Origin of the sequence: Paenalcaligenes hermetiae (genome assembly GCF_039543645.1) — a bacterium.
GTDB classification, from domain to species: Bacteria; Pseudomonadota; Gammaproteobacteria; order Burkholderiales; family Burkholderiaceae_B; genus Paenalcaligenes; species Paenalcaligenes hermetiae.
Genome location: NZ_BAABKD010000008.1, coordinates 69,727 through 95,975, shown reverse-complemented (window position 1 = coordinate 95,975; position 26,249 = coordinate 69,727). Strand labels below are relative to the sequence as shown.

Here is a 26,249-nt window from a genome sequence, read left to right as displayed (position 1 = left end):
TCTATATAAAGCAATTCCATGACGGATGTAATTCACTATTATCAAAAAGCCTTAGCCGACAAAGGCTATCAGGCTGATTCGGCGCAGCAGCATGCCGTTGAGCGTTTACAACAGTTCTATGATGAGCTGTTGAGCTATCACCAGAGCCAAAAATCTTTTTTATCGCGCTGGTTTTCTAAAGCGCCCGCACCAAAAGGCGTTTATTTATGGGGGGGAGTAGGCAGGGGAAAAAGTTTTTTGATGGATGCGTTTTATCAATGCTTGCCCTTAGAGCGTAAAACTCGGCTTCATTTTCATGAGTTTATGCGCGGGGTACATGATCAGCTTAAGCAGTTACGAAGTCAAGCGGATCCCCTAGAAACCGTGGCAAAAACCATCGCTAAACGTTATGAGGTCATTTGTTTTGATGAGTTTCATGTCTCTGATATAGCAGATGCCATGATTTTATATAAGTTACTGCATGCCTTGTTTGAACAAGGGGTGAGCTTTGTGATGACTTCTAATTATGAGCCCAGCTTACTGTATCCAGATGGATTACATAGGGATCGTATCTTACCTGCTATTGCGTTGATTCAAGCGCGCATGGATATTTTAAATGTGGATACGGGGGTAGATTATCGTCGTCGTACCTTAGAGCAGGTGCGCTTATATCTAACGCCCATTACCGCTCAGACCGAACAGGAGCTTATCCAGATTTACGAGGGGTTAACAGGGGAAAAGCCTCACGCTACACAGATTGAGATAGAAAATCGCCAATTGCCAGTCATTGCGTGTCAAAATAATGTTGTATGGTTTGATTTTGAAACATTGTGCGTGGGACCACGGTCACAAAATGATTATTTATCCTTAGTGAGTCGGTTTGAGACGGTATTACTATCGGATGTGCCCAAAATGTCAGCACGCGATGCTTCTGCCGCACGGCGTTTTACGTGGTTAGTCGATGTGCTTTATGATCACAAAGTTAAACTGATTATGTCGGCAGAGGTAGAGGCCAAAGACCTTTACACACAAGGGCCGATGGCAAATGAATTCCATCGGACGGAGTCGCGGCTGATGGAGATGCAATCCAAAGAGTATCTGGATGCCGAGCGCCGCCAAGCCGCTGTGTTGTAATTTATTCGTTCAGCAATTTTTTAGGTTTTATTATGACTAAACGTGTCCTTACGGGGATTACTCCATCAGGAACCCCGCATTTAGGGAATTATGCCGGGGCGATTCGCCCAGCCATTCGTGCTAGTGTGCAACCTGACACGGATGCTTTTTTCTTTTTAGCGGATTATCATGCATTAATTAAATGCGAGGATCCGCAGCGTGTGGCACGCTCTCGTCTAGAGATCGCGGCTACATGGTTAGCAGCGGGGCTTGATCCTGATAAGGTCACTTTTTATCGTCAGTCAGATATTCCTGAGATTCCCGAGTTCTCGTGGATGTTGACCTGCATTACCAGCAAAGGCTTAATGAATCGGGCGCATGCTTATAAAGCGGCCGTTGATCAAAACCAAGCTAAGGGTGTAGACCCCGATGATGGCGTGAATATGGGGTTGTATTCATATCCCATTTTGATGGCAGCGGATATTTTAATGTTTAATGCGCATTTGGTGCCGGTAGGGCGGGATCAGATTCAGCATATTGAAATGGCGCGTGATATTGCGCAGCGATTTAATCATATGTATGGGCAAGGCAAGGACTTTTTTGTGCTGCCTTACGAGCTGATTGACGAAACCGTAGCAACGCTGCCCGGCCTAGATGGTCGTAAAATGTCCAAAAGCTATGACAACACCATTCCGCTTTTTGAGGGTGGGGAAAAACTACTGCAAAGCACCATTAACCGAATTGTAACGGACTCACGCCAGCCTGGTGAGCCTAAAGACACAGAAGGCTCGCACTTATTTGAGTTGTACGAAGTGTTTTCTACTCCAGAGCAGGCAGAAGCATTTAAAGCAGAGCTACATGATGGTTTGGGCTGGGGCGAGGCGAAAAAGAAACTGTTTGAGCGCATCAATGCCGAAATTGCGCCCATGCGTGAAAAGTATAATGATTTGATGGCTAATCCTGACCGTATAGAGGAAATTCTACTGGCTGGAGCAGCCAAGGCGCGTCAGATTTCTATGCCGTTGATGGAGCAGTTGCGTGCCGCTGTTGGTTTACGCTCGCCACATCTTGTGCCGGTTGCGCCAGTAGAAAATAAGACAGAAAAGGTCAAAACCGCACGTTTTGTGAGCTTTAGGGACGAGGCAGGTTTTCAGTTCCGTTTGTTTGATGCCGCGGATAACGAAGTCTTTTTATCGTTACCTTTTGCGGATCCTAAACAAGCCGGCTTATTGATGAAACAACTACAGGCCGGGCAGTATCGCATTGACCAAATCGAAGATCGTTATCACGTTTTTGTTGATGAGATTCAGGTTGCGGACTTAGATCAAGCGCAACAAGACCGCTTGTTGGCGGCCTTGTCTCAGCAGTAACGAAGTGAGTGCTTAATGCAATTGGGCGAGTGTATGCAGCCAAAACTGACGGCGCTGGGCTAAGGTAGACACCAAGATATGCTCATTTAGGGTATGAGCGCCGTTGCCATCGGCGCCCAAGCCATCTAGGGTTGGCACGCCCAAAGCGGCGGTAAAATTCGCATCACTTGCCCCCCCAGTCATGGGGGCTTCTTTTAGCTCAAAGCCCGCTTGGCGTGCATAGTGTTGGCACTGTGCTAATAAAGCAGCAGTAGCTTCTGTACGCGGCATGGCGGGGCGATTGAGTTTAAACTCCACTTCTAGGCGAATATCTGGATGGATGGCTTTAATTTGTTGAACTTGTTGCTCGAGGCGTTGTGCCATTTCTGCATTCGGTACTCGAAAATCGGCTTTGATTTGGCACCAGGCAGGGACAACATTCGACGTTGTGCCACCTTTGATAACACCTACGCTAACAGTAATACCACGCTCATAATCGGTTAGCTTTTCTAAAGCCAGAACATGGTGGGCGATTTCCTCGATGGCATTACGGCCTTTTTCGTGATGAATACCGGCATGAGCAGGGCGACCGTGCGCAGTAATAAAAATATTGCCTGTGCCTTTACGGGCGGTTACGCAGCGTCCTTCCTCTACACGGGCAGGCTCACATACCAAGGTATAAACCGATTTTTTAGCAAATTTTTCGATATACTCGCGTGAGTAATGACTACCGGTTTCCTCATCGGGAACCAGAACCAAATCCACAGGAAGCTGTGTGGCTTGAGGCTGAGCCAGTGCTTTTAAGGCGGATAGGGCCAAGACCACGCCTGACTTCATGTCGTAGATACCTGGGCCAAAGAGCTTATCGCCCTCTTGTCGACACGGGTTTTGGGTTAAGGTGCCGATCGGATGGACCGTATCATAGTGACCGAGAACTAAAATACCCGATCGACTATCGTTATCAGCACGGTTATGAATGTGCAAAATAGGTCCGGTGTCTTCACCGACATTGATTTGTTCTACGCGCAGAGGGCTGTCTTTTATATCATCGAGAATAAGGGCAGCCATGGCACGTAAGGCATCGGCATCATGGGAGGGAGACTCGAGCTCGACCCAGCGAATAATTTGTTGACGTAATGCCTCGGTAAGCTCATGTGCTTGGTGATTCATGCAATCAAATCCTTTGCGGTATTTTAAATCAAGTGACAAGCGGCCTGATGACCTGCACCAACGGTTTTTAGCTCAGGAACGCTGGCCTTACACAGCTCGGTGGCCACAGGGCATCGTGGATGAAAGGTACAGCCGCTTGGAGGGTTTAAGGGAGAAGGAATCTCACCTTTGATGGGGGTAAAAGCGCGCCCTTGTTTAGTGACATCTGGCATTTCTGCCAGCAGGGCTTTGGTATAGGGGTGGGCAGCATGATGGAAGATATCAGCGCTGTCCGCAATTTCTACAATACGCCCTAAATACATAATGGCGACACGATCAGAGATATGTCGAACCACGCCTAGGTCATGACTGATAAATAAATAGGTCAAGCCGTGTTTATCGCGTAAATCCATAAACAGGTTAATGACTTGTGCTTGAATGGAGACGTCTAAGGCGGCAACTGGTTCATCACAAACAAGAAATTTTGGGTTGACCATTAAAGCACGAGCAATACCAATACGCTGACGCTGCCCACCTGAGATTTGGTGGGGCAGGCGGTCACGATAATCCACTTCGAGTCCGACCTCGGCTAAAGCGTGATTGATGCGTTGTGATATTTCTGCTTTAGGAGCCAAACGGTGCACATGCAAGGCCTCGCTAATAATATCACCCAGTTTTTGCTTTGGGTTTAATGAGGCTTGTGGGTCTTGGAAAATAAGTTGCACCCCCAAGGTGTAGGCGAGCTTTTCTTCGCGGCTCAGCTGCTGAATATCCTTGCCTTCGTAGTAGATAGCACCTGCGCTAGGGTTGATTAAGCCTGCGACCATACGCCCTAAGGTGGATTTACCACAACCGGATTCCCCAACAAGACCAACCACCTCACCTTTTTGAATCGTTAGATTGATGCCATTGACGGCATGAACAGTAGGGGGCGGAGCGGCTTTGCCTAAGCTTTGTAAGATGCGATGGGCCAAATCAGGGGCTTTGCTAAATTGTTTATGCAGGTTTTGAATATCAATAATAGGCGTCGTACTCATTTTGTTTCCTCCTTAAGCAGAGGGAAATAGCAGCGGTATTGGCGCTGACCAATTTGTTCAACCGGAGGGGCACTTTGTGCACAGGAAGGGTGGGCATAAGGACAACGTGGCCTAAAGGTACAGCCCTGCTCGCGTCCTGTTAAGGTGGGTGCCATGCCATCGATTTGTTGTAAGCGTGCACCTGGTTGGGCAGAACCTGGCATGGAGTTCAGTAGCCCCTCTGTATAGGGATGAATAGGGTTTTGTAATACCGCTTGCACGGCGCCATATTCAACTATTTTTCCTGCATACATCACGGCAACATGGTCCGCAAGCTCTGCTACGACGCCTAGATCGTGGGTAATCCAGATTAATGCGGTGTTTTGCTCCCGGCAAAGTTTTTGCATCTCGTAGAGGATTTGCGCTTGAATGGTCACATCCAATGCCGTTGTCGGCTCGTCCGCGATAATCAATTCCGGCTTGTTAAGCATAGCAATGGCGATAGCAACACGTTGGCGCATTCCCCCAGAGAACTCATGGGGATAGTTATCTAGACGGGACTCCGGTGCAGGGATACCAACTTGAGCCAAGGCATCACAACAGCGTTGGCGGGCTTCGGCTTTTGGGGTTTCTGGATAGTGCGTGAGAATCGCTTCCATCATTTGCTCGCCCACTTTAAGCACTGGATTTAGTGTCATTAAAGGGTCTTGGAAAATCATGGCAATTCGATCACCCCGTAATTGTCGCAATTGCTCCTCGGACAGTTGGCGTAAGTCTTGACCGTGGAAAAGAACCTCGCCGCCCACTACTTCGCCTGGTGGATCAATCAGTCCAATAAGCGAAAAGCCAGTGACGGATTTCCCCGAGCCCGACTCACCGACAAGGCCGATAATTTCTCCTTTTTTGACCTGTAAATCCACGCCATCTACGGCCAGCCAAGCGCCTTCCTCGGTATGAAAAGCCGTCTGTAACCCATTTACCTGTAATAAAGTTGTGTCAGTCATTAGCGTCGTGGATCCAAACTTTCGCGTAGGCGATCACCTACGATGTTGATAGAGAGAATTAAAAATAACAAAGCTAAGCCAGGGAAAATGCTGATCCAGTAGTCACCGGAAAGCAGATACTCAAAGCCACTTGCAATGAGTAGCCCAAGAGAAGGCTCGGTAATGGGTACGCCTACGCCTAAAAAGGAAAGCGTAGCCTCTAGCACAATAGCGGTGGCAATTTGAATGGTGGCAAACACCATAATCGGGCCAAAGCAATTTGGCATAAGATGCTTGAACATAATGCGCCATGAGGAAAAGCCCAGGTTCATCGCGGCTTCGATATATTCTTTACGACGCTCTTGCAGCGCACGTCCACGCATAATACGAGCGTAATGCGCCCATTGCACAATCACTAAAGCGATGATGACCTTATCAATGCCTCGTCCTAGGACAGAGAGCAGAACCAGGGCAACTAAAATTGTAGGGAAACCTAAAATGAAGTCGACAGTACGCATAATCAGGCTATCGACCCAGCTGCCGTGATACGCCGCAATTAACCCCATGATCATGCCAATGATAGCTGACAAGGCAACGGCACCGAGACCGACGAGTAAACTAATACGCAAGCCATATAAAATGGCACTAAGCATGTCGCGGCCTTGTGAGTCTGTACCTAACCAATAGGTCATGCCATTAAAACTTTCTGAGCCTGGTGGTAGACGGCCATCCATAATATCCAATGACAATAAGTCATAGGGGTCTTGCGGCGCAAAATAAGGGGCGATCAATACGACTGCAATTAAGATAAATAATGTCAGCAAAGATCGCTTGGTCGATGGACGACTGCGAATTTTTTTAAGAATTTTTTGCCGTTGTGGCGTATTTTGTAAGGGCTTAACGGTTGGAATGGCGGCCGGTTGCCCATCTGATAAAGAATGTGGGGTAGTCATTAGGCGCTAGGCTCCAAAAGTTGTACACGTGGATCTAAAACGGCATACAGAATATCCACCACGAGATTAATTACGACAAAAAGCATGGTGACGAGCATGACGTACGCAACCACCACGGGGCGATCTAGTTGATACACACTATCGATAAGTAGTTTGCCCATGCCAGGCCAAGAAAATACCGTTTCTGTAATAGTGGAGTAGGCGATTAGGGTGCCAAATTCCATGCCAATAACGGTGACAACAGGGATCATGATGTTGCGTAAAATATGACGGCGTACAATACGTCCAGGCTTAACACCTTTTGCGCGCGCAAAGCGCACATAGTCTTGGCTCTGGGCTTCGCTGACACCAGAGGCCGTCATGCGCAAAATCAGAGCGATATTGGCGACAGCCAAGTTCACCGCGGGCAGTGCGATATGACTCCAACCTTGAGCGCTAAAAATACTTAAGGGGATGCCGAGCACTTCGACTGTAGGGCCTCGGCCGGATGCAGGAAGCCAACCGAGCCAGACGGCAAATAATAAAATGAACACCATCCCTTGCCAAAAGTTAGGCAGGGAAAAGCCAAGCACAGAGGTGTTCATGATGCTTTTACCTAGGAAATTATCGCGGTGTAAGCCAGCAATAAGCCCCAGGGGGATACCTAAAATACAGGTTAAGCTAATCGCTACTACGACTAGTTCAAGTGTGGCAGGAAAGCGCTGTAAAATAAGGTCAACAGCAGGCATACCATGTACAAAAGAATTACCTAGGTCTCCATGTAAGGCACGCCAAACAAAATGCAGGTATTGCTGCCAGAGCGGTTGGTCAAGCCCTAAGCGGGCGATCAGCGCATCGCGCTGATCCTGACCCACATCTGGGCTGACGAGTAGTTCAATGGGGTCGCCTACGGTGTAGACTGCAAAAAACACCACCACAGAAACCGCGAACAATACCACAACGCTTTGCAGTAATCTGCGTAAAATAAAAACGGCCAAATCAAACTCCTTCGTCAGCCTAAGTGGTTATTATTCCGCGATGGTAGCGTGTGTCGCCATCGTACGTTGGTCAGCGCGACCTACGTAGTTGATGCCTTTACGGAATGCCCATACGCCACTTTCAAAGTGCAAGGGAATATGTGCCATATCGTCTAAAGACAGCTGTACGGCTTGTTGCAACAATTCGCTGCGCTTGTTGTCGTCAAGGGTACGGATGGCTTCTAGGAACTTGTTATCCAGTTCGGGGTTGGAGTAACCACCATAGTTACTGCCGCCTACGCCTAAGTCTTTATTGGTTGTCGTGACCCAGTACTGGAGGAAGTTAGCTGCCTCGCCGGTTTCGGAGCCCCAGCCACCTAACGCCACGCTAAACTCTCGTTTAGCACGCTTAGGGAAATACACAGAGCGCGTCATTGTATCTACGTTGGTTTTGATACCAATGCGGCTCAGATACTGCGCAACGGCTTGTGTGAGCTGGGCATCGTTGATGTAGCGGTCATTGGTGGCAGATAGCGTTAACTCAAAGCCATCGGGGTAGCCGGCCTCAGCAAGCAACTCTTTGGCTTTCTTGGGGTTGTACTCTAGCGCGGGTGCATCCGTAATGGAGCCGAACATGCCGACGGGAATATATTGGTTAGCGGGTTCTGCGACGCCATCCATAATGCGTTCCACAATGGCCTTACGGTCGATGGCAAGAGACATTGCCTGACGAACTTTTTGATTTTGGAGAGGGTTATCGCCTTTAGGGGATTTGACTAGGGGGCTTTGGTCGCGACCGACATCAAGCTGGAAGAACATCACGCGCACGGAAGGCTTAATAGTATGACCAAAACCGCTATCCGTAATACGCTTTAGATCACGTGCAGCAGGGTTTTCGATTAAATCGAAGTCGCCCGCTAATAACCCGGTTAAGCGTGGGCCTGCACTGGGCACTGCGGTCATACGTACGTTTTTCCAGTCGGGTTTTTCGCCCCAGTAGTTTTCATTACGCTCTAGTTCAATACCTGTGCCTTTCACATACGATTTGAGCGTGTAAGGGCCAGTACCAACGACTAAGTCGCCTTTGTTAAATGCGTTTACATCAGGCCAGGCGCTGGTGACACCGCAGTTGTTCTCTGGGTCAAAGCGTAGGTTTTCATGTTGAACCACACCGTTCCAAATCATGGGGACACGCGCAAGCTCATTGGGGAGCAAGGGGTAGGGAACGCTGGTTTTAATTTGTAGGGTTTTATCGTCTTGTACTTGGATGGCTTGGATGCGACGAGCCACGTTCATTAACCCACTGCCAATGGCTGTTTCATTGTGCAAGATACGACAGAAGCTAAGGACCACATCATTCGCAGTGAACGGGTCGCCATTAGAAAAAGTCGCTTTTTCATCGAGCTTAAAGGTCCACGTGGTGTCGTCGGTGGGCTCCCATGATTTAGCCAAAGCAGGCTGAAGCTCCATATCGGGGCTCATACGTACTAAAGGCTCAAAAATATGAGAGATCAACGCTTCGTTAGGGGTGGTTTGATGGTAATGAGGATCCACGGCTGTGGGCTCAGAGGCCAAACCAATTTTTAAGGTTTGGGCAAATGCCGTGGAAGCAAAGGCACAGGCCAAGCTTAGGGTCACGGCTTTTAGGGTAAATTCGAAACGCATAGTGTCTCCAACTGAAATCAACAGAAATAGTTATGCAAAAAGTAGTATATAGAGAGGTTGTTTTCTATACAATCATAAGATTTAGAGAACGGTTTGCTTTTTTTAGAAAGGGTTTTTAGGGAAAACCCTAGTCTTATCTAAGACTGTGTTATTTTTTATTTTTATATAAATCAATGAGTTAGCTATGCAATCCTTAGCTTTTAAGTATTTTTACGAGGTGGCGCAGCAAGGAAGTTTAAGTGCTGCCTCAGAAAGCTTACATGTGGCTGTGTCGGCAATTAGTCGGCAAATTCATCAATTGGAGCAGCGCGTTGGGGCAGAGTTGTTTGAGCGAAGTGCGCGCGGTATGTTATTGACACCAGCCGGACAAATTTTATTAAAGCATGTACGGCGGGTGAACTTGGAAACCGAGTCTACATTTCAGGCGATAGCAGGTTTAAGCGATACCGCTAAACATCCCATCCGTTTAGCTTGCACGCAGGGGGTCGCCCATGAGCTGATTCCCAGTTTGATGGCGCAATTTAGTCTGGTGCATCCACAAAGCCGTTTTGACGTGTTTGTGAGTAGTGCAAAAGTGGCTACGGAACGGGTGGCGATGGGTGATGCAGATATTGCTATTACCTTTAGTACAACGCCATCAGAAACGGTGGCGGTACGATTTTCTTGCGAGGCGCCCGCCTTGGCGATTATGGCAAAAAACCATCCGCTTGCCCGGCGCAAACGGTTACGTTTAGATGATGTGCAGCAATATCCTTTAGCTCTTACCGATCGTAATACGTCCACTTATAAGCTATATCAATTGGCGTGTAATATGACTGGGAAATGGGTGGAGCCTTCTGTTTATAGTAATCATGCAGAAGCCTTACATGCTTATGTGCGTGATAGTCAGGCGATTTTATTTGCGAGCTATATTTCAGTGGCGGGGCGGTTGAATGCTTCGGGCTTAGTGGCCGTACCAATTCGTAATGCCGAGATGCACGCTCGAGTCGTGCAGGTACAAGTGATGCAGGGGCGGCGTTTGCCAGAGCTGATGGAGGAGTTTATCGATTTAGTGATAGGGCGCTTACAAAGCATCGATGCCCAAGCCCCACACTAAGCGGGGCTGGGGTGGTACGTCTTAATCGACGCGTGCACCGGCATCTTCTACAATTTGTTTGTAGCGTGTGCGTTCTTCTTGCATGAGCTGATCAAAGGCTTCTGGGCTGCTAGGGGTGGGTGTGATTAGCAGGCCAGCAAAGCGCTCTTTGGCTTTGTCGCTGTTCATGGCGGCGACAAAGGCTTCGTTGAGTTTTTTGATTTCGGCTTCGGGCGTACCGGCTGGGGCAACCAGACCCCACCAAGTAGCTACAGAAAAGTCATCCAAGCCGCTTTCTTTAACAGTTGGGATGTCAGGTAAGACATCGGAGCGTTCATCTGTAGTTACGGCCAAAGCTTTGAGTTTACCGTTTTGAATATTGGGGGCGGCAGTGGCGAGGTTGTCAAAAGTGAAATCTACTTCGGCAGAAAGCAAAGCCATTTGAGCAGGAGCGCCACCATTATAGGGGATATGAACAATATCGACTTCTGCTTGCTTTTTAAAGAGCTCGCCCGCTAAGTGGCCACCGCTACCATTGCCACCTGAGCCATAGTTGAGTTTACCTGGGTTGGCTTTGGCATAGGCAATTAAATCAGCCACGGACTGGATACCCAGCTTTTCGGCATGTTCGCTATTCATCACTAGCACGTTGGGCACATATACCATGAGACTAACCCCAGCAAAGTCTTTGTCTGCGTCATAGGGCATGCTGCTATAGAGCCAAGGGTTAACCGCATGAGAGGCTAGGGTCGCAACCCCAATGGTTTTTCCATCGGGTTTGGCTTTGGCTACGAGGTCCGAGCCAATGTTGCCGCCTGCGCCCGGTTTGTTTTCGATAATCACAGTGCCTAAATGCTCTTTGACACCCTCTGCCAAAACACGAGCACTAATGTCAATGGGCCCACCTGCAGAAAACGGCACAATTAATCGTGTGACGTTTTGTTGTGCGAGGGCTGCGCCTGAGAGGCAAAGGGCGGCAACAGCCACCACTGAACGACGTAACATGGGTTTAAATCGCATGGAGTATCTCCTTATTTCCAGTTGATGCGTGCTTGGCTGGCACGCTGTAATATGGCTTCGAGTTGTGTGGTGTCACGTTGCATCATGGCGTTTTCAATGGTGTCGATGGCCTGACGCACAGCGTGAAGTAAGGGGAGGATTTGGTCTTGGTTATCCGGTAGGATATCGCGCCAAATGGTTGGGTCACACCCAGCAATTCGCGAAAAATCCCTAAAGCCTGGGCCACCTAGGGCGAGTAAGTCTGTTGCGTCGGGTTGCTGGAGCAAAGCGTCCATATAAGCAAAAGCCAATAAATGGGGCAGATGGCTAACGGCAGCTAGACCGCGGTCGTGCTGATCGGCATCCAGGATGATGGGCGTCGCCCCAATAGCTTGCCATAAAGAGTGGGCTTGCTTTAGGTAGGCTGGGTTGGATTGTGACTCTGGGCACAAAATGACATTTTTATTTTGATAGAGATGAGCAAAAGGCTCACTATGTCCTGCTTTTTCTTTACCCGCAATTGGGTGGGCGGCAATAAATTGGGAAAAGCGTGCACCCAAATGGTGTTGTGCGGCTTGAATAATGCTGCGCTTGGTGCTGCCTACGTCCATAATCAGGGCATGATCAGGTAAAGCTGGCGCTATAGCAGCAAACACGGAGGGCATGGATGCCACGGGTACGGCGATCAAGACGATATCGGCTTGAGCCACGGCTTCGGCTGCGCTCGCAGCAATCGACTGGATAATACCCAGCTCATAAAAGTGGTGGGCTGAGGCGTGGGGTACGGAATAGCCGATAGTATGATGGACTTGGTGAGCCTGTTGGGCAGCCAAAGCAAAAGAGCCGCCCATTAAGCCACAACCGATTAAAGCAAGGGTTTTGTTATCTGCCATGACTTAGCGTTTGAGTTTAGCAAAGGCTGCAGCCATAGCATTATTTGCTATATCGGGCGCAGGACGAGCGGGACGACGAGAGGCACGTGGTTTGGTACTGGCTGCCGCTTTTTTTAGCGTGGGCTCAGGATGATCATCTAAGCGCATGCTTAAACTAATACGTTTGCGGGCCTCATCAACCTCTAGTACTTTAACGGTGACGGTTTGTCCGACACGCACAACTTCACGCGGGTCTTTGACAAACTGATGCGACAGAGCCGAAATATGTACTAAGCCATCTTGATGTACACCAATATCTACAAAAGCTCCAAAATTGGCTACGTTGGTTACTACCCCCTCTAGGACCATGCCAACTTGTAGATCCGTAATCGCCGTGACACCGTCTAAGAATCGAGCTGTTTTGAATTCGGGCCGAGGATCTCGTCCCGGCTTTTCAATTTCGGTAAAGATATCTTGTATGGTAGGTAATCCGAATCGCTCATCAATAAAATCCTTAGGGGATAGACCTTTTAGCGCGTCGGCTTGTCCAATAATACTGCGCGCATCCGCTTGGATTTTTTCAAGGATACGCTCTACGACGGGGTATGCCTCTGGGTGTACTGCAGAAGCATCTAAAGGATTTGTGCCTTGGGGAATACGTAAAAAACCAGCGGCTTGCTCAAACGTTTTCGGACCAAAGCGCTTAACTTTAAGCAGACTTTGTCTATCGGGGAAAGCGCCATTTTCATCGCGCCACGCCACAATGTTTTCAGCCAGTGTTTTATTGAGTCCCGAAACCCGTGCTAGTAAGGCAGCAGAGGCTGTGTTCACATCCACGCCTACGGCGTTAACACAGTCCTCTACCACCGCATCCAATGAGCGCTCAAGCTCACGTTGGTTAACGTCATGTTGGTACTGTCCTACGCCAATGGCTTTGGGTTCAATTTTAACAAGCTCTGCTAAGGGATCTTGAAGGCGGCGTGCAATGGAAACGGCACCGCGCAAGCTGACATCTAAATCGGGAAATTCTTGGCTAGCAAGCTCAGAGGCAGAATAGACCGAAGCACCAGCTTCCGATACCACAATATGTTGAACTGCTGACAAATCTGTCTGGCTTTGTAATAAGTTTTTGACCAGCTGTTCTGTTTCGCGCGAAGCGGTCCCGTTACCAATGGCGATGAGTTGGATTTGGTGTTGACGAATCATCGCTGCTAAGCGCTGCTGCGTGCCCGCGATATCTTTACGTCCACCAAAAGGATACACCGTTGCTGTATCCAATACTTTTCCAGTTTCATCGATAGCGGCGACTTTGACCCCCGTGCGGATACCAGGGTCTAAACCTAAGACGCGTTTATTACCGGCCGGTGCGGCCAGCAAAAGATCACGTAAATTTGCGGCAAAAACACGTGTGGCCTCGGCCTCAGCCTCTTCGCGCAAACGCCCAATCAGCTCTGTTTCAAAAGCGGTGAGTAATTTAACCCGCCAGGTGATACGGCAGACCTCGGCAAGCCATTTGGGTTGAGGTGCGGCATGAGCGGAAAAGTCAGCGGGGCACTGCATTAGCTGGGCTACGCGCTCTACACATGGGTGGGGCTGAAGCGCATCTAGCTCTGGCTGTAGGCCAATGCGCAAACTAAGAATCCCTTGTTGACGCCCCCGCAATAATGCCAGTACCCGATGAGAGGGAAGCGTTTTTAGGGACTCGGAGAAGTTAAACCAGTCGCGGAACTTATCGCCTTCGTCTTCTTTGCCCTCGATCACCGAAGCATATAGCAGCCCGTGTTGCCATAAATACTGACGTAGGTTTTCGAGCAGGTCGGCATTTTCTGCATAGCGCTGTGCCAAAATTTCTCGCGCGCCATCTAAGGCTTTTTTTGCTTCGTCAAAACCTGCTTCAGGATTGAGGTAGGTGCCCGCAAGTTGTAGAGGATCACAATGAGGGTCCGCTAAAATGGCTTGTACTAGGTCTTCCAGACCCGCTTCGATCGCCATTTGGGCTCGTGTACGGCGCTTAGGTTTATACGGAGCGTAGAGATCCTCTAATCGCTGTTTGGTATTGGCCTCGTCCAGCGATGTAGCTAGCTCGGGCGTCATTTTTCCTTGCTCTTCGATGCTTTCGATGATGGCGGTGCGACGTGCCTCTAGCTCTCGGAGATAAAGTAAACGCACTTCAAGCTCACGCAAAACGCTATCGTCTAAACCACCTGTGGCTTCTTTACGATAGCGCGCAATAAATGGCACGGTAGCACCATTATCAAGCAGTTCAACAGCGGCTTGAACTTGGGCGAGCCGAATCGATAGCTCATCAGCGAGCCAGGAGAAAATGCGAGAAGAATCAGTCGTAGAGGTATTTGTCATAGTTGATGGTGTGTTTAGCCTAAATACGTCGTGAGCATTCACTACATAAGTGTAGCAGTGTAGTATGATTTGAGATCCAAGATAAGTCTTGTCTCTTCTTTGCTTTTAATTCTTTTCAATCCATACCCATGCTTTTGCAGGATCTTGATGCGGTTTTTGCCGATGATGGCCCGTTGGCGGCCTCGGTAGATCATTATTTTCTCCGTCAACAACAGTTGGAACTGGCGCAGTCCATCCAGCGAGCCTTAGACACGCCTTCAACCCTAGTGGCTGAGGCAGGCACAGGCACGGGTAAAACATGGGCCTATCTGGTGCCTGTGTTTTTAAGTGGGCGCAAAGCGTTAATTTCTACCGGAACACGTACGCTACAGGATCAACTATTTAAGCGCGATTTACCGCATTTACGTAAAGCGCTGTCGCTCTCGTTAAATGTGGCGTTGCTTAAAGGACGCGGTAACTATGTCTGCCATTATTATTTTGAAAAGTACGAGCAAGATGCGCGTGGGTTTGGCTCTAAGCACGAGGTCCAACAGCTTAAACACATTCAACAGTTTATAGAGCGTAGTAAAAGCGGAGACAAAAGTGAGCTGGCCGCTGTTCCCGAGGACGCTCCTATTTGGCATCGCGTCACATCAACCCGAGAAAACTGTTTGGGTCAGGATTGCCCGTATGTAGGTGAGTGCTTTGTGCTGAAAGCGCGACGTAAAGCACAAGAGGCTGATATTGTAGTTGTTAATCACGCTTTGTTTATGGCGGATTTAGCCCTACGAGAAGACGGTATTACGGATTTGTTGCCGGAAGTCGATGTGGTAGTGTTTGACGAGGCTCATCAGCTCCCTGATGTGGCTACTCGGTTTTTAGGCACAACGGTGTCGATGCACCAGATTAATGATTTAGCACATTTGATTGAGGCAGCAGGTTTAGCTCATGCCAAGGGTAGTGCCGACTGGAGCGCCGTGGCTGGAGCTTTAAAGCAAGCGATGCAGGATTTACGCTTGCAAGCAGCACCGATCCAACAGCTCTCTGGGCAGAAAGCGACTTTTATGGACTTACCTAATGCCTTGGCTTTTGATGAGGCGCTGGCGCAACTATTAGATAAGCTCGATAAGATCATTAAGCTGCTCGATTTACTTAAAGAGCATCATCCAGATTTAGCTGCCGCGTATAAGACGGCCTTGCAGTTACGCGCACAAATTTTTGTGTGGTCACAACCGGATCGACAGGGGAAACATGCGGTATTACCTGATGCGGACGTGACAACACTTCAGCAGCTAGAGCAGGAGTCGGTGCGCTGGGTGGAACACGGAGCCAGTTATTTTCGCTTGCATCGCGCGCCCCTTTCTGTGGCACAGATTTTTTCGCGCTACAAAGCAGACGAGCAAAGCTGGATTTTTACCTCGGCGACTTTATCCGTACATGGTAATTTTAATCATTTTGTGCATCAGCTTGGTTTATGGGAAGCGCAGGTCGAGGTCTGGCCATCGCCCTTTAATTACGCTGAGCAAGCGGTACTATATGTGCCACAGGGGCTCCCTTTACCTTCTAGTCCAGATTTTTATCCCGCTTTTATTAATACACTAATGCCTTTTATTCAGCAGGCCGAGGGCGGGGTGTTGGTGTTGAGCACGACTTTACGTGGGGTGGATATCATGGCGGACCTGATACAAGCCAGTGTCGATCGGCTAGGTCTTAAGCAGCACGTGATGCGCCAAGGCGAAAAATCACGTCAAGTCCTACTGGAAAGTTTTAGAACACAGCCTCATGCTGTTTTGGTAGGTAGCGCCAGCTTTTGGGAGGGTATCGATGTGCCTGGGAACGCGCTAACTGTGGTAGCCATCGATAAGCTGCCTTTTGCTCCCCCTGATGACCCGGTACTGGAAGCACGAATTAAAGCGTGTAGAGACCGTGGCGGTAATCCTTTTGTTGAGTATCAGCTCCCCGAAGCGGCTATCGCCTTAAAACAAGGGGCAGGGCGCTTAATTCGTACGGAAAAAGACTGGGGGGTGTTGATTATGGGAGATGCGCGCCTAGTAGAAAAACCGTATGGTAAGGTTTTGTGGCGTGGTCTGCCTGGCTTTGCGCGTACGCGTAGCGCCTCTCAAGCATTGGCTTTTTATCAGCACAAAAAAAAGCACCCTGCCAGCTAGCAGGGTGGAGTGGGATTAAAACCAGTTGATTGGGTTCCAGTAATTAACCTTTTTCTTTAAGCCGGTTTTAAAATACTCGGAATTGGGATAGTTTTGATCCATTACACGTTTGATATCATCACGCAATTCAGTTTGCCCTAGTTTATCGTAAGACAAATACATAATATAGAGCGCGCGTTCAGCAATGGGGACCCCTTGGAAATCGGTAATCACGCGCTGAGCACGGTTAATTGCTGCCACATAAGCATGGCGAGAATAGTAGTATTCTGCGACATGTACTTCGTTTTGCGCGATGGTGTTGACTAGCCAGCGTGCACGTAAACGCGCATCATTAGCATAGCGGCTATCTGGGTAGCGCTCGATGAGCTGCATAAATGCTTCGTAAGATTCACTTAAACCTTTAGGGTCCCGTTCGCTGGGGTCCTGCATGGTGAATTTCATTAAGCTAGCGCTAGGCGGGGTAAAAGAAATGAGTCCTTTTAAGTACAGCATATAGTCGCTGCCCGGGTGGTTTGGGTATTGCTTTTGAAAGCGATCTATAGCGGCTAAGGCTTGTTCGGGCTCTTCGTCTTTCCAATTGATATAAGCCTGATCAATCAGCGCTTGCTGGGCATAAATACCAAAAGGATAGCGGGCTTCGACCTGCTCTAAGCGTGTACGAGCTTGTGCCCAGTTACCTGCGCTCATTTCGGCTTTTGCGTCTTGGTAAAGTCGTTCAGCTGTCCAGCCCGCCGTTGGATCCGTTGGGGTTTTCGTTGTACCACATGCGGCTAACAACAAGCAGGCACATGTTATGGAAAAAGCACGCCCGATGCGTTGAAATAAAGACAATGGTGTCATGGGTGAGGTTAAGCGCGTCACAAGAGCATCCTTTGCTGTTAGCAATGGTTTATACAAGAAAAACAATACCAATAAGAATAGCGTATTTTAGTAGGCTAAAGGGATTCTAGACTAGTCATTCTGTACAGTGCAATCTAAGCATGTCAAAATTTAGATCCATCATTAGGGTTTTATCATGAATTTAGCAACAGACCACCGTCATCATCCTGCAGATTTTGAGTTTCAAATCCCTTTATCTGCTTATCCAGAACGTTTAGATAAAACAGTAGCACAATTACTGCCAGAGCATTCTCGCAGTCGTATCCAGGCTTGGATTGAGGCTGGGCATGTGCGTGTCAACGGCCAAATAGTTAAAACGCGCCATCAGGTTTTGCCAGGGGATGTTATCCAAGTTTGGCCCCAGGCGCGCCCCGAGGAGCTGGCTTATGCACCAGAGGCGATGGACTTAGATATTGTGGCGCAATCCGAGCATTGGTTGGTTATCAATAAGCCCGCTGGTCTTGTCACACACCCGGGAGCAGGTAATTGGACAGGTACATTATTAAATGGTTTGCTTTATCACTTTCCTCAATTGACACAGGTGGCCCGGGCAGGGATTGTGCATCGGCTAGATAAAGACACATCGGGCCTGATGGTGGTGGCCTTAACTGAAACCGCACAAACTCATTTGGTTCGGCAGCTGCAAGAGCGCTCCGTGTTACGCCAATATACGGCGTTGTGCCATGGGTTTCTTTATGGTTCGGATAGCATTAACTTACCAGTGGGCAGAGATGCCCATGTACCAGTACGGATGGCAACGCAAAATGCGATCGCTCCTAGACAGGCACGTACCCATTACGAGGTGCTCCAGCAGGGGCTTTTTGATCGAGGCTTAGCGGTAACAGAAGTCGTGTGTCGATTAGAAACAGGGCGTACCCATCAGATTCGAGTTCACTTAAGTAGTATAGGCCACCCGTTGCTTGGTGATACTTTATATGGAGGGCAAACGATTGCTGAAGCCTCGCGTCAAATGTTGCATGCCCAACGTTTAGCATTTGCAGATCCCGCTACAGAGCGCGTTTTACATTTTCAAGAGGATCCTCCTGCTGATTATCTTTTTGTACGAGAGCAGATTCAATGGAAAGAAGCATAAAAATCTTATCTGGGCCGTCATGGCCAGGCCTGCGTTACTTTAGTACCTTACGCCAGGGCGGGTACAGCCAAGGGGGGTGGCAAGGCCTAAACCTAGGGGAGCATTGTGGGGACCAGCCACAGCACGTGGCGCAAAATCGTGAATTATTGTATGGCCATTTGCCATCTGTACCTCATTGGCTACAGCAGGTGCATGGAACAGGAGTTTATCAAGCACGACGTCCTCTAGAGCAAGCACATCATTGGGATCAAGCGCCCATCGCCGATGCGGCCTGGACAATGTGCCCAAAAACGGTCATAGCTATATTAACGGCGGATTGTTTACCTATAGTTCTGACGGATGATCAGGCGCGGATTGTAGGTGTAGCGCATGCGGGCTGGCGTGGCTTAGTCAATGGGGTTATTGAAAATTTATTTTTTCAAATGCAAACACAGTGTTTTACGACTTCATATTGGCGAGCATGGATTGGACCTGCGATTAGTCAAATCCATTTTGAGGTAGGCGAGGAGGTATTAGATGCATTTAAAAATAAAAATACTCAGTTTGAGCGTTTTTTTATTGCTACGGATATAAAAGGAAAATATAAAGCCGATTTGGCCGGTATTGCTGTGGCAATCTTGCGTACCATAACAAAAAATCGCATAACTATTGATTTAAGTCATGCTTGCACTTACGATGAGCAGGCAAACTATTATTCTTTTAGACGTCAACCAATCACAGGGAGAATTGCAACACTTGCCTGGTTAGAGTAAAACAAAATAACAACCCTCCAAGCATTGTGTATAGTATATATAAAATATAAAAGTAAATAGCTCTGCTACCACACGGAAACAGATTTTGTTTTAAGTTTTTATTCAATATCTAAGGTGCTTAGGGTGAATTATTTCGGGTCAGGTCAATGGCAGAGTGCGTCTTTATTTAATAAAGAGCAGCTCATGCAAATTCAACAAGATTTTTTGCGCTCTTGGCAAGAGCTGAATCAATTGGCTCAAAAGGGCGAATTAAAGCCTTTGCGTAATCGACGCTTTAGAGCAGAGGCTTGGTCTCAAGATCAGTCTTCTTTATTAAGTGCGCATGTTTGGCAACTTTATGCGGATACGCTGGAAAAAATGGCGTATGCCGTTACGGATAGTCCTCAAGTGCAGTCGCGCTTGGCCTTTGCCGCGATGCAGTGGGCAGAAGCGCTCTCTCCAGCTAATTATCTTTTCACTAACCCGGATGCTTTGCAAACCGCGGTACAAACTCAGGGTCAGAGTCTTATTCAGGGCTTACAGAATTTTTTTCATGATGCGCAGCGGGGGCGCATGCAGCAAACGGATGAATCAAAGTTTGCCGTCGGTGAAAACTTAGCGGTAACACCAGGCGCTGTGGTGTATGAAAACGAGCTGTTGCAGCTTATTCAATATCAGCCACAACAAAGCTCCGTTTATGAAACCCCCTTGTTTATCGTTCCTCCCAATATCAATAAATATTATATTTTGGATCTGCAGCAAGAAAATTCTTTTGTGCGCTATGCCTTAGAGCAAGGTATGCAGGTCTATTTGATTTCATGGCGTAATCCTTTACCCAACGATGACGACGGCATTCTTGATGCGACATGGGGAGATTATTTAGAACATGGTATTTTACAATCCATGCAGGTGGCACAAGACATTAGTGGTGCCGCTAAACTTAATGCCTTAGGCTTCTGTGTTGGGGGCACTATGCTAGCTTCGGCACTCAGTTTAGCTAAAGCGCGTGGCGAAAACTCCGTGCAGTCCATGACCTTACTTACCTCCATGCTTGATTTTCATGATGTGGGGATCATGCGCGTGTTTGTGGACGAGGCTTCGGCTTTATTGCGTGAGTGGATGTTATCAGGTTCCAAAATCATGCTGGCATCAGATTTGGCCACCACTTTTTCTTTTTTACGTCCCTCGGAGCTGGTTTGGAATTACGTCACCAGTAACTACCTAAAAGGGGAAACGCCTCCAGCTTTTGATATTTTATATTGGAATGCTGATAGCACGAACTTAGGCGGTGCTTTTTATACCTGGTATTTCCGTAATACTTATTTAGAGAATAATTTAAAAGTGCCAGGTAAAGTGAAAGTGGACAACATTCCTATCGATTTTAGCCAACTTAGCTTACCTACTTATATGTATGCCTCTATTGATGATCACATCGTGCCGTGGCGTACAGCTTATGCTAGTACAGCACTATTACCGGGAGCAGATCGCTTCGTATTAGGGGCATCAGGGCATATAGCAGGGGTGATAAACCCCCCGGCTCAAAATCGTCGTCATTACTGGGCATACGACACGGCCGAGACAGCGGTTTTTCCGGGTATGGCTGATGATTGGTTAGCAGCCGCGCCTAAACATGATGGCAGTTGGTGGGGCGATTGGGTGCAATGGCTTGTGTCACATGCCGGAAAGAAAAAAACCGCACCTAAAACACTTGGAAATAAAAACTATCCCGTGATTGAGGACGCGCCAGGCCGTTACGTCAAAGTAAGAGCCGTCGCTTAATTTTTTGCTGGCTCGTTACGACGAGTCAGCGGCATTATATCTGGCATTGCCTATAAATAGGCGATACGGTATTTATATTAATAAAGGAGAATTCTTATGACAGCGAAAATTGCTTACGTGACTGGGGGTATGGGTGGGATTGGAACGGCTGTATGTCAGCGCTTAGCTCAGGCAGGCTTTACCGTCATTGCTGGATGCACCCCTAATCGAGACCCACAAGACTGGTTAGACGCGCAAAAAAAACTGGGGTTTGATTTTCATGCGTCAGCTGCTGATGTCACTGATTGGGACTCTACCGTTGCTGCTTTTGATAAGGTCAAAGCGGAGTTTGGGGGCGTTGATGTATTAGTTAACAATGCTGGGATTACACGTGATGGTACGTTCCGTCGTATGAGTGTAGAAGACTGGCGTGCGGTGATAGACACCAACTTAAATAGCTTGTTTAATGTCACTAAGCAAGTAGTAGATGGCATGACAGAAAAGGGTTGGGGGCGTATTATTAATATTAGCTCGGTTAATGGCCAAAAAGGTCAGTTTGGGCAAACGAATTATTCTGCTGCCAAAGCGGGTATGCATGGTTTCACCAAAGCGCTTGCCCAAGAAGTTGCTGCTAAAGGTGTAACGGTTAATACCGTGTCCCCTGGCTACATTGGAACAGATATGGTGCGTGCTATTCGTGAAGATGTACTTGAAAAAATCGTCGCCACAATTCCTGTAGGTCGTTTGGGCGAACCCGAAGAAATCGCATCTATCGTAGCGTGGTTAGCATCAGATGATGCGGCTTTTGCAACGGGCGGCGATTTCTCTGTGAATGGCGGCTTGCACATGAGCTAAACCGTATGCCGGTTTTAGCCTATTAATTTGACGTAAACTATGACACAAACACACACCTCAGACACAGCTCGATTGATAAAAAAATACCCAAATCGACGCCTGTATGATACACAAACCAGTGCTTACATCACTTTAGCGGATGTAAAGCAGTTAGTATTGGCGTGCGAAACCATCCAGGTAGTGGATGCAAAATCTGGCGAAGACATTACGCGTAGTGTATTGCTACAAATTATTCTCGAAGAGGAAACTGGTAATGTGCCTATGTTTTCTGCGAACGCATTAGCACAAATTATTCGGTTTTATGGTAGCACCATGCAAGGTTTGATGGGTAGCTACATCGAGAAAAATATCCAGGCGTTTATTGATATTCAGGAACGTATGGCTGAGCAATCCAAAGGCTTATATGGCTCGCAGCTTGGTCCAGAGGCTTGGGCACAATTTATGGCGGGGCAAACCCCAGTTTTACAGAATGTGATGAATAACTACATTGAACAAAGTAAAAACCTGTTTGTGCAGATGCAAGAGCAAATGCAAGGGCAGACCTTAAATATGTTTAATGCATTCCCTTTTGTAAACCCTGTAAAGCCACCTAAAAAAGATTAAGGAGCTTGTAAGTTGTGCTCAGTTTTATAACTGATAGGGTAGATAATATAGCCAGGCTTGTTTTGAGCCTGGCTTTTTTTATGTCTGAATAAAAAAAGCCCCTGATAAAAATCAGGGGCTTTGAATTTGGTTGCGGGAGCCGGATTTGAACCGACGACCTTCGGGTTATGAGCCCGACGAGCTACCATGCTGCTCCATCCCGCGTCAGAAATATTATAGTAACTAAGATCGCATACAATGTCAAGGCTTATTGTCTCGCAATGCGCAAATAAGAGAGGAGCGCATTGCGAGATGGTGTTACATACCCAATAATGTGGGTAGTCCTAGTGATACCATCGGTACGTAAGTAATGATAACGAGGAAAATCAGCAGGATAGCAAGCCACGGCATCGCCGCACGGATAACCTGATGAATAGGCATATTCGTTACGGCAGAAGTCACAAATAGATTCAGCCCGACAGGTGGGGTAATTAAGCCAATTTCCATATTCACCACCATAATGACACCAAGATGAATGGGATCAACCCCTAGCTCAATGGCAATGGGGAACAGGATAGGGGCTAAAATTAGAATGATGGCAGATGGTTCCATAAAAGCGCCAGCAATCAAAAGCACGATGTTGACGACTAAAAGGAACATCCAGGGCTCTAGCCCCGCCTCGACGACCCAAGCCGTGATTTGCTGAGGGATTTGCTCAGTAGTAAGCACATGCGCAAAAAGCATAGCATTGGCAATGATGAACATGAGCATAATACTGAGCTTGGCGGACTCGAGGATGACTTTTGGCGCTTCGCTTAAAGTCATGTCTTTATAGACAAAAAGTGCAATAAAGGCCGAGTACACCGCGGCCACAGCGGCGGCTTCGGTGGGGGTGAACATACCGGAGTAAATTCCACCTAGTATGATAAAGATCAGTAATAGCCCCCAGATCGCGCGGCGGGCGGTAGCGAGCCATTCTCGTAGGCTTACGCGTGGCATTGCCGGTAGATTCTTTTTAACGGCGATTACATAAATGACCACCATTAAGCTGACGCCTAGTAAAACACCGGGCATCACCCCAGCCATAAACAGATTGCCCAGAGAGGTTTCGGTAGCGGCGGCATACACAACCATTACCACAGAGGGCGGAATGAGAATCCCGAGTGTTCCTGCGTTGGTAACAATTCCGGCGGCAAACTCTTGAGGGTAACCGGAGCGCACCATGCCTGCAATAGCAATTGAGCCTACGGCGGCTACCGTGGCAGGGCTTGAGCCGGATAATGCTGCAAATAACATGCAGGCTAAGACGGAGCCAATGGCTAACCCACCGCGAATATGGCCAACGCAAGCATTGGCAAAGTCAATTAAGCGGCGGGCGACCCCACCGGTGGTCATAAAAGAGCCAGCGAGTAAGAAAAAAGGAATAGCGAGCAACGTGTAGTGTTCGCTCGTTTCAAATAGTTTGATCGCTAGAGACCGGACGGAGTCAGGGCTAAAGAGCATAATGGTGGTGGAGCCTGCTAAGCCCAACGACACAGCCACCGGCACGCCCAAAAACATCAAAATAAAAAGAGAAACAAACAAAAACAAAATGGTCATGATGCTTGTCCTGTGGTGGTGGCGCTTAGCTTGGCCGCATCGGCGGCTTCATCCGCTAGTCCTAAGCCAATTTGACCATGGCGTAAAATGCGGTAAAGGATTTCTAGATAGCGAATAAACACCATGGCAAAGCCAAAAGGAACAATCATGCCAATATGCCATTGCTTAATGCCGTATTGGCCTAGGTCATCGGCTCCGATTTGAGCTTGCAGCAGTGTGCTGATCCACTCAAAGCTACCGTAAGTAATTAATGCGGCATAGCCTAAGCAAGCCAAGCAAGCAATTAGACCAAGGAGTCGTTGAATGGGGGCACGTGTTAACTTAACCAGAGCGTCTACCCCAATATGCCCGCCAATACGCACGCCATAGGAAATACCGAAAAAAATGAGCCAGGCAAAGAGCGCTTTGGTAAGAGCGTTACTCCAGGTCATGGCTTGTGCCATATCTAGGATGAAGTCACCAATACCATAAAAAAAGTCGGATACCGACGCGCTGCTTTCAAAAACTCCGCCAAAATAATAAAACACGGCGTAAAAATTATTAAGAAGAACGTAGATAAAAGTCACTAAGGTCATTATCGTTAATAAAAGAACGATAAAACCTTCTTCAAAGCGATTCCAGAGCGTTGAAAGCATTTTCATGATGCAGCTCCTGTCATCTGCTGTTTACGTAGATAGGACATAGGATAAGGGAGGAAGAGAGCCAACGCAGCAGGATGCTGCGTTGGAGGATAATTACTGTTTATTGGCGGCTTCGGCGGCTTGAATACGCTCAGCACCGATTTCGGCTTCGAATTTTTTCCATACAGGGCGCATGGCTTCCCGCCATTTCTCGCGCTGTTCTGGAGTTAAGTAGATAATTTCTGTGGTTTTAGCGTCTAGGATAGCTTGCTTATCGCGTTCATTAAGAGCGGCAGCTTTTTTATTGACCTCTACGGTGACCTCATCCATGACCTCGCTTAGGGTCGTACGAATGTCCTCAGGCAACTCGTTCCAGAATTTGGTGTTAGTGATGACCATGTAATCGAGCAAGCCATGATTGGACTCAGTGATGTACTTTTGTACCTCGTGCATTTTTTGGGAGTAAATGTTGGAGTAAGGGTTTTCTGCGCCGTTCACAACACCGGTTTGCAAACCCTGATAAACCTCGGAGAAACTCATTTTACGGGGGATGGCACGTAGGGCTTTAAATTGCTCATCCAGCACGGCCGAAGCTTGGACGCGGAATTTTTGACCACGAGCGTCTTTAGGCTCTACTAATTTTTTATTAGCTGAAAGCTGTTTTAACCCGTTATGCCAATAGGCTAAACCCGTAATGCCTTTATCTTCCATGGATTTAAGTAGTTCTTGACCCACAGGACCTTTTTGGAAGCGATCTACTGCATCCATATCATCAAAAAGGAAAGGGAGGTCAAAAATTTGAATGGGTTTGGAATAGTGTTCAAATTTAGCTAATGACGGAGCAATAATTTGGACATCGCCTAGCATTAAGGCTTCCATTTCTTTGCCATCACCAAATAAAGAGGAGTTGGGGTAAACCTCGACTTTGACTTTGCCAGGTAGGCGTTCTTCGGCAAGTTGCTTAAAGAGAAGGGCGCCTTGGCCTTTGGGGGTATGCTCTGCAACAACATGAGAGAATTTAATAGTAATGGGGTCGGCGTGTGCTGCGAAGCTAGCCACACCAAAAGACATCGCCACAATTAGGGCTTTAGCTGTAAATTTAAACACAGAAATCTCCTTGTTTTGTGCTTGTTTCATTAATTTTATTACCGTCTTTATTATTAAGACTCATTGAAAATATTGTATCGATTTTTCATGGGTTGAACATTTAAAAATACACTACTTTGAGTTAGGTCAATACTCATACTAAAGTTGTAGATAGTTAGGTATATAGCGATCTTTTGTTTCTAAACTTTTGTTTTTCTATGCTTTTTTATATTTATATATAAATATATTTGCGTGAATTTAATTCATTAAATGGACTTTAGGTCTGTATATGCTGTGGACGTGGGCTGATAGAATAAAGATATGGTTTCTTTGTTGAGGTTGACTTAGTAGTAACCCTTCTTTTCTCGCATTGACATATAACATATGACTTCATATGATTAAATTTATGGAGGTTAGGGTGTCTGCGCTCGC

General features: G+C 47.6%; 22 protein-coding genes and 1 tRNA gene. 9 read left to right on the top strand and 14 right to left on the bottom strand.

What is annotated here, in order from left to right; translation table 11 throughout:
- The first annotated feature begins 18 nt into the window (after positions 1–18).
- A complete protein-coding gene (gene zapE, locus ABD980_RS04890) occupies positions 19–1,113 on the top strand; it encodes a cell division protein ZapE (RefSeq protein WP_300646699.1) in 1,095 nt (364 codons plus the stop codon).
- A 32-nt stretch (positions 1,114–1,145) separates the two neighbouring features.
- The gene (locus ABD980_RS04885) at positions 1,146–2,462 is read left to right on the top strand and encodes a tryptophan--tRNA ligase (protein WP_300646697.1); all 1,317 of its coding nucleotides are present in this window, start codon (positions 1,146–1,148) and stop codon (positions 2,460–2,462) included.
- Positions 2,463–2,474: 12 nt separating this feature from the next.
- Here the strand turns inward: ABD980_RS04885 and ABD980_RS04880 are convergent, their stop codons facing one another.
- From ABD980_RS04880 to ABD980_RS04855, 6 genes are read right to left on the bottom strand one after another with little or no spacing between them, the layout of a single operon-like run.
- Complete coding sequence (locus ABD980_RS04880; protein WP_345370016.1) at positions 2,475–3,611, bottom strand: M20 family metallopeptidase; 1,137 nt, start codon at positions 3,609–3,611, stop codon at positions 2,475–2,477.
- Between the two features lie 23 nt (positions 3,612–3,634).
- Positions 3,635–4,627 (bottom strand): ABC transporter ATP-binding protein, encoded by a 993-nt coding sequence (locus tag ABD980_RS04875; protein WP_300646695.1) that lies wholly within the window; start codon positions 4,625–4,627, stop codon positions 3,635–3,637.
- The gene (locus ABD980_RS04870; RefSeq protein WP_345370014.1) at positions 4,624–5,610 is read right to left on the bottom strand and encodes an ABC transporter ATP-binding protein; all 987 of its coding nucleotides are present in this window, start codon (positions 5,608–5,610) and stop codon (positions 4,624–4,626) included. The genes ABD980_RS04875 and ABD980_RS04870 overlap by 4 nt, the downstream gene beginning before the upstream one ends.
- Positions 5,610–6,542, bottom strand: coding sequence for an ABC transporter permease (locus ABD980_RS04865; RefSeq protein WP_260649046.1), 933 nt, complete (start codon positions 6,540–6,542; stop codon positions 5,610–5,612). Before ABD980_RS04865 ends, ABD980_RS04870 begins: the two co-directional genes overlap by 1 nt.
- The gene (locus tag ABD980_RS04860) at positions 6,542–7,519 is read right to left on the bottom strand and encodes an ABC transporter permease subunit (RefSeq protein ID WP_260649045.1); all 978 of its coding nucleotides are present in this window, start codon (positions 7,517–7,519) and stop codon (positions 6,542–6,544) included. The genes ABD980_RS04865 and ABD980_RS04860 overlap by 1 nt, the downstream gene beginning before the upstream one ends.
- A 30-nt stretch (positions 7,520–7,549) precedes the next feature.
- Positions 7,550–9,163: an ABC transporter substrate-binding protein gene (locus tag ABD980_RS04855; RefSeq protein ID WP_260649044.1), complete on the bottom strand. Its 1,614-nt coding sequence runs from the start codon at positions 9,161–9,163 to the stop codon at positions 7,550–7,552.
- Between the two features lie 184 nt (positions 9,164–9,347).
- Between ABD980_RS04855 and ABD980_RS04850 the strand changes: the two genes are divergently transcribed.
- A complete protein-coding gene (locus ABD980_RS04850; protein ID WP_300648640.1) occupies positions 9,348–10,259 on the top strand; it encodes a LysR family transcriptional regulator in 912 nt (303 codons plus the stop codon).
- A 21-nt stretch (positions 10,260–10,280) separates the two neighbouring features.
- Here ABD980_RS04850 and ABD980_RS04845 read toward each other — a convergent pair whose 3' ends face one another.
- Genes ABD980_RS04845 through ABD980_RS04835 form a run of 3 tightly spaced genes read right to left on the bottom strand, consistent with a single transcriptional unit; the run spans position 10,281 to position 14,467 of the window.
- On the bottom strand, positions 10,281–11,258 hold the full coding sequence (locus ABD980_RS04845; RefSeq protein WP_300648642.1) for a Bug family tripartite tricarboxylate transporter substrate binding protein: 978 nt from the start codon (positions 11,256–11,258) through the stop codon (positions 10,281–10,283).
- Positions 11,259–11,269: 11 nt separating this feature from the next.
- Positions 11,270–12,130 (bottom strand): prephenate dehydrogenase, encoded by an 861-nt coding sequence (locus tag ABD980_RS04840; RefSeq protein WP_345370009.1) that lies wholly within the window; start codon positions 12,128–12,130, stop codon positions 11,270–11,272.
- A gap of 3 nt (positions 12,131–12,133) precedes the next feature.
- Positions 12,134–14,467 carry a Tex family protein gene (locus ABD980_RS04835; protein ID WP_345370007.1) on the bottom strand — a complete coding sequence of 778 codons (2,334 nt, stop codon included), beginning with the start codon at positions 14,465–14,467 and terminating at the stop codon, positions 12,134–12,136.
- A 128-nt stretch (positions 14,468–14,595) separates the two neighbouring features.
- Between ABD980_RS04835 and yoaA the strand changes: the two genes are divergently transcribed.
- Complete coding sequence (gene yoaA, locus ABD980_RS04830; protein ID WP_345370005.1) at positions 14,596–16,614, top strand: DNA repair helicase YoaA; 2,019 nt, start codon at positions 14,596–14,598, stop codon at positions 16,612–16,614.
- A gap of 15 nt (positions 16,615–16,629) precedes the next feature.
- Here yoaA and ABD980_RS04825 read toward each other — a convergent pair whose 3' ends face one another.
- The gene (locus tag ABD980_RS04825) at positions 16,630–17,454 is read right to left on the bottom strand and encodes an outer membrane protein assembly factor BamD (protein ID WP_300648694.1); all 825 of its coding nucleotides are present in this window, start codon (positions 17,452–17,454) and stop codon (positions 16,630–16,632) included.
- Positions 17,455–17,629: 175 nt separating this feature from the next.
- Here ABD980_RS04825 and ABD980_RS04820 point away from each other — a divergent pair, with 175 nt between their 5' ends.
- The 5 genes from ABD980_RS04820 to phaR all read left to right on the top strand — a co-directional run bounded on the left by ABD980_RS04820 (position 17,630) and on the right by phaR (position 22,533).
- Positions 17,630–18,586, top strand: coding sequence for an RluA family pseudouridine synthase (locus tag ABD980_RS04820; protein WP_345370003.1), 957 nt, complete (start codon positions 17,630–17,632; stop codon positions 18,584–18,586).
- The gene (gene pgeF / locus ABD980_RS04815; protein WP_345370001.1) at positions 18,571–19,338 is read left to right on the top strand and encodes a peptidoglycan editing factor PgeF; all 768 of its coding nucleotides are present in this window, start codon (positions 18,571–18,573) and stop codon (positions 19,336–19,338) included. The genes ABD980_RS04820 and pgeF overlap by 16 nt, the downstream gene beginning before the upstream one ends.
- Positions 19,339–19,461: 123 nt before the next feature.
- The gene (locus ABD980_RS04810; protein ID WP_300648655.1) at positions 19,462–21,096 is read left to right on the top strand and encodes a PHA/PHB synthase family protein; all 1,635 of its coding nucleotides are present in this window, start codon (positions 19,462–19,464) and stop codon (positions 21,094–21,096) included.
- Between the two features lie 96 nt (positions 21,097–21,192).
- Entirely contained in the window at positions 21,193–21,930 is a 738-nt protein-coding gene (gene phbB / locus ABD980_RS04805) for an acetoacetyl-CoA reductase (protein ID WP_300648657.1), read from the top strand.
- Between the two features lie 39 nt (positions 21,931–21,969).
- Positions 21,970–22,533 carry a polyhydroxyalkanoate synthesis repressor PhaR gene (gene phaR / locus ABD980_RS04800; RefSeq protein ID WP_300648659.1) on the top strand — a complete coding sequence of 188 codons (564 nt, stop codon included), beginning with the start codon at positions 21,970–21,972 and terminating at the stop codon, positions 22,531–22,533.
- Positions 22,534–22,660: 127 nt separating this feature from the next.
- On the opposite strand, the gene ABD980_RS04795 is transcribed toward phaR, so the two are convergent.
- The 4 genes from ABD980_RS04795 to ABD980_RS04780 all read right to left on the bottom strand — a co-directional run bounded on the left by ABD980_RS04795 (position 22,661) and on the right by ABD980_RS04780 (position 25,838).
- Positions 22,661–22,737, bottom strand: a tRNA-Met gene (locus ABD980_RS04795).
- Positions 22,738–22,830: 93 nt separating this feature from the next.
- Entirely contained in the window at positions 22,831–24,111 is a 1,281-nt protein-coding gene (gene dctM / locus ABD980_RS04790; RefSeq protein ID WP_300648661.1) for a C4-dicarboxylate TRAP transporter large permease protein DctM, read from the bottom strand.
- On the bottom strand, positions 24,108–24,752 hold the full coding sequence (locus ABD980_RS04785) for a TRAP transporter small permease (protein WP_345369998.1): 645 nt from the start codon (positions 24,750–24,752) through the stop codon (positions 24,108–24,110). Before ABD980_RS04785 ends, dctM begins: the two co-directional genes overlap by 4 nt.
- A 93-nt stretch (positions 24,753–24,845) precedes the next feature.
- Positions 24,846–25,838, bottom strand: a complete 993-nt coding sequence (locus ABD980_RS04780) for a TRAP transporter substrate-binding protein (RefSeq protein ID WP_300648665.1) — start codon at positions 25,836–25,838, stop codon at positions 24,846–24,848.
- Positions 25,839–26,249: the final 411 nt, after the last annotated feature.

Coding starts and splice junctions, on each gene's coding strand:
- dctM (WP_300648661.1), bottom strand. CDS start 24,111: ATGACCATTTTGTTTTTGTTTGTTTCTCTTTTTATTTTGATGTTTTTG.
- ABD980_RS04840 (WP_345370009.1), bottom strand. CDS start 12,130: ATGGCAGATAACAAAACCCTTGCTTTAATCGGTTGTGGCTTAATGGGC.
- ABD980_RS04880 (WP_345370016.1), bottom strand. CDS start 3,611: ATGAATCACCAAGCACATGAGCTTACCGAGGCATTACGTCAACAAATT.
- zapE (WP_300646699.1), top strand. CDS start 19: ATGACGGATGTAATTCACTATTATCAAAAAGCCTTAGCCGACAAAGGC.
- ABD980_RS04820 (WP_345370003.1), top strand. CDS start 17,630: ATGAATTTAGCAACAGACCACCGTCATCATCCTGCAGATTTTGAGTTT.
- ABD980_RS04870 (WP_345370014.1), bottom strand. CDS start 5,610: ATGACTGACACAACTTTATTACAGGTAAATGGGTTACAGACGGCTTTT.
- ABD980_RS04875 (WP_300646695.1), bottom strand. CDS start 4,627: ATGAGTACGACGCCTATTATTGATATTCAAAACCTGCATAAACAATTT.
- ABD980_RS04850 (WP_300648640.1), top strand. CDS start 9,348: ATGCAATCCTTAGCTTTTAAGTATTTTTACGAGGTGGCGCAGCAAGGA.
- phbB (WP_300648657.1), top strand. CDS start 21,193: ATGACAGCGAAAATTGCTTACGTGACTGGGGGTATGGGTGGGATTGGA.
- ABD980_RS04885 (WP_300646697.1), top strand. CDS start 1,146: ATGACTAAACGTGTCCTTACGGGGATTACTCCATCAGGAACCCCGCAT.
- ABD980_RS04785 (WP_345369998.1), bottom strand. CDS start 24,752: ATGAAAATGCTTTCAACGCTCTGGAATCGCTTTGAAGAAGGTTTTATC.
- ABD980_RS04845 (WP_300648642.1), bottom strand. CDS start 11,258: ATGCGATTTAAACCCATGTTACGTCGTTCAGTGGTGGCTGTTGCCGCC.
- yoaA (WP_345370005.1), top strand. CDS start 14,596: ATGCTTTTGCAGGATCTTGATGCGGTTTTTGCCGATGATGGCCCGTTG.
- phaR (WP_300648659.1), top strand. CDS start 21,970: ATGACACAAACACACACCTCAGACACAGCTCGATTGATAAAAAAATAC.
- ABD980_RS04835 (WP_345370007.1), bottom strand. CDS start 14,467: ATGACAAATACCTCTACGACTGATTCTTCTCGCATTTTCTCCTGGCTC.
- pgeF (WP_345370001.1), top strand. CDS start 18,571: ATGGAAAGAAGCATAAAAATCTTATCTGGGCCGTCATGGCCAGGCCTG.
- ABD980_RS04865 (WP_260649046.1), bottom strand. CDS start 6,542: ATGACTACCCCACATTCTTTATCAGATGGGCAACCGGCCGCCATTCCA.
- ABD980_RS04855 (WP_260649044.1), bottom strand. CDS start 9,163: ATGCGTTTCGAATTTACCCTAAAAGCCGTGACCCTAAGCTTGGCCTGT.
- ABD980_RS04825 (WP_300648694.1), bottom strand. CDS start 17,454: ATGACACCATTGTCTTTATTTCAACGCATCGGGCGTGCTTTTTCCATA.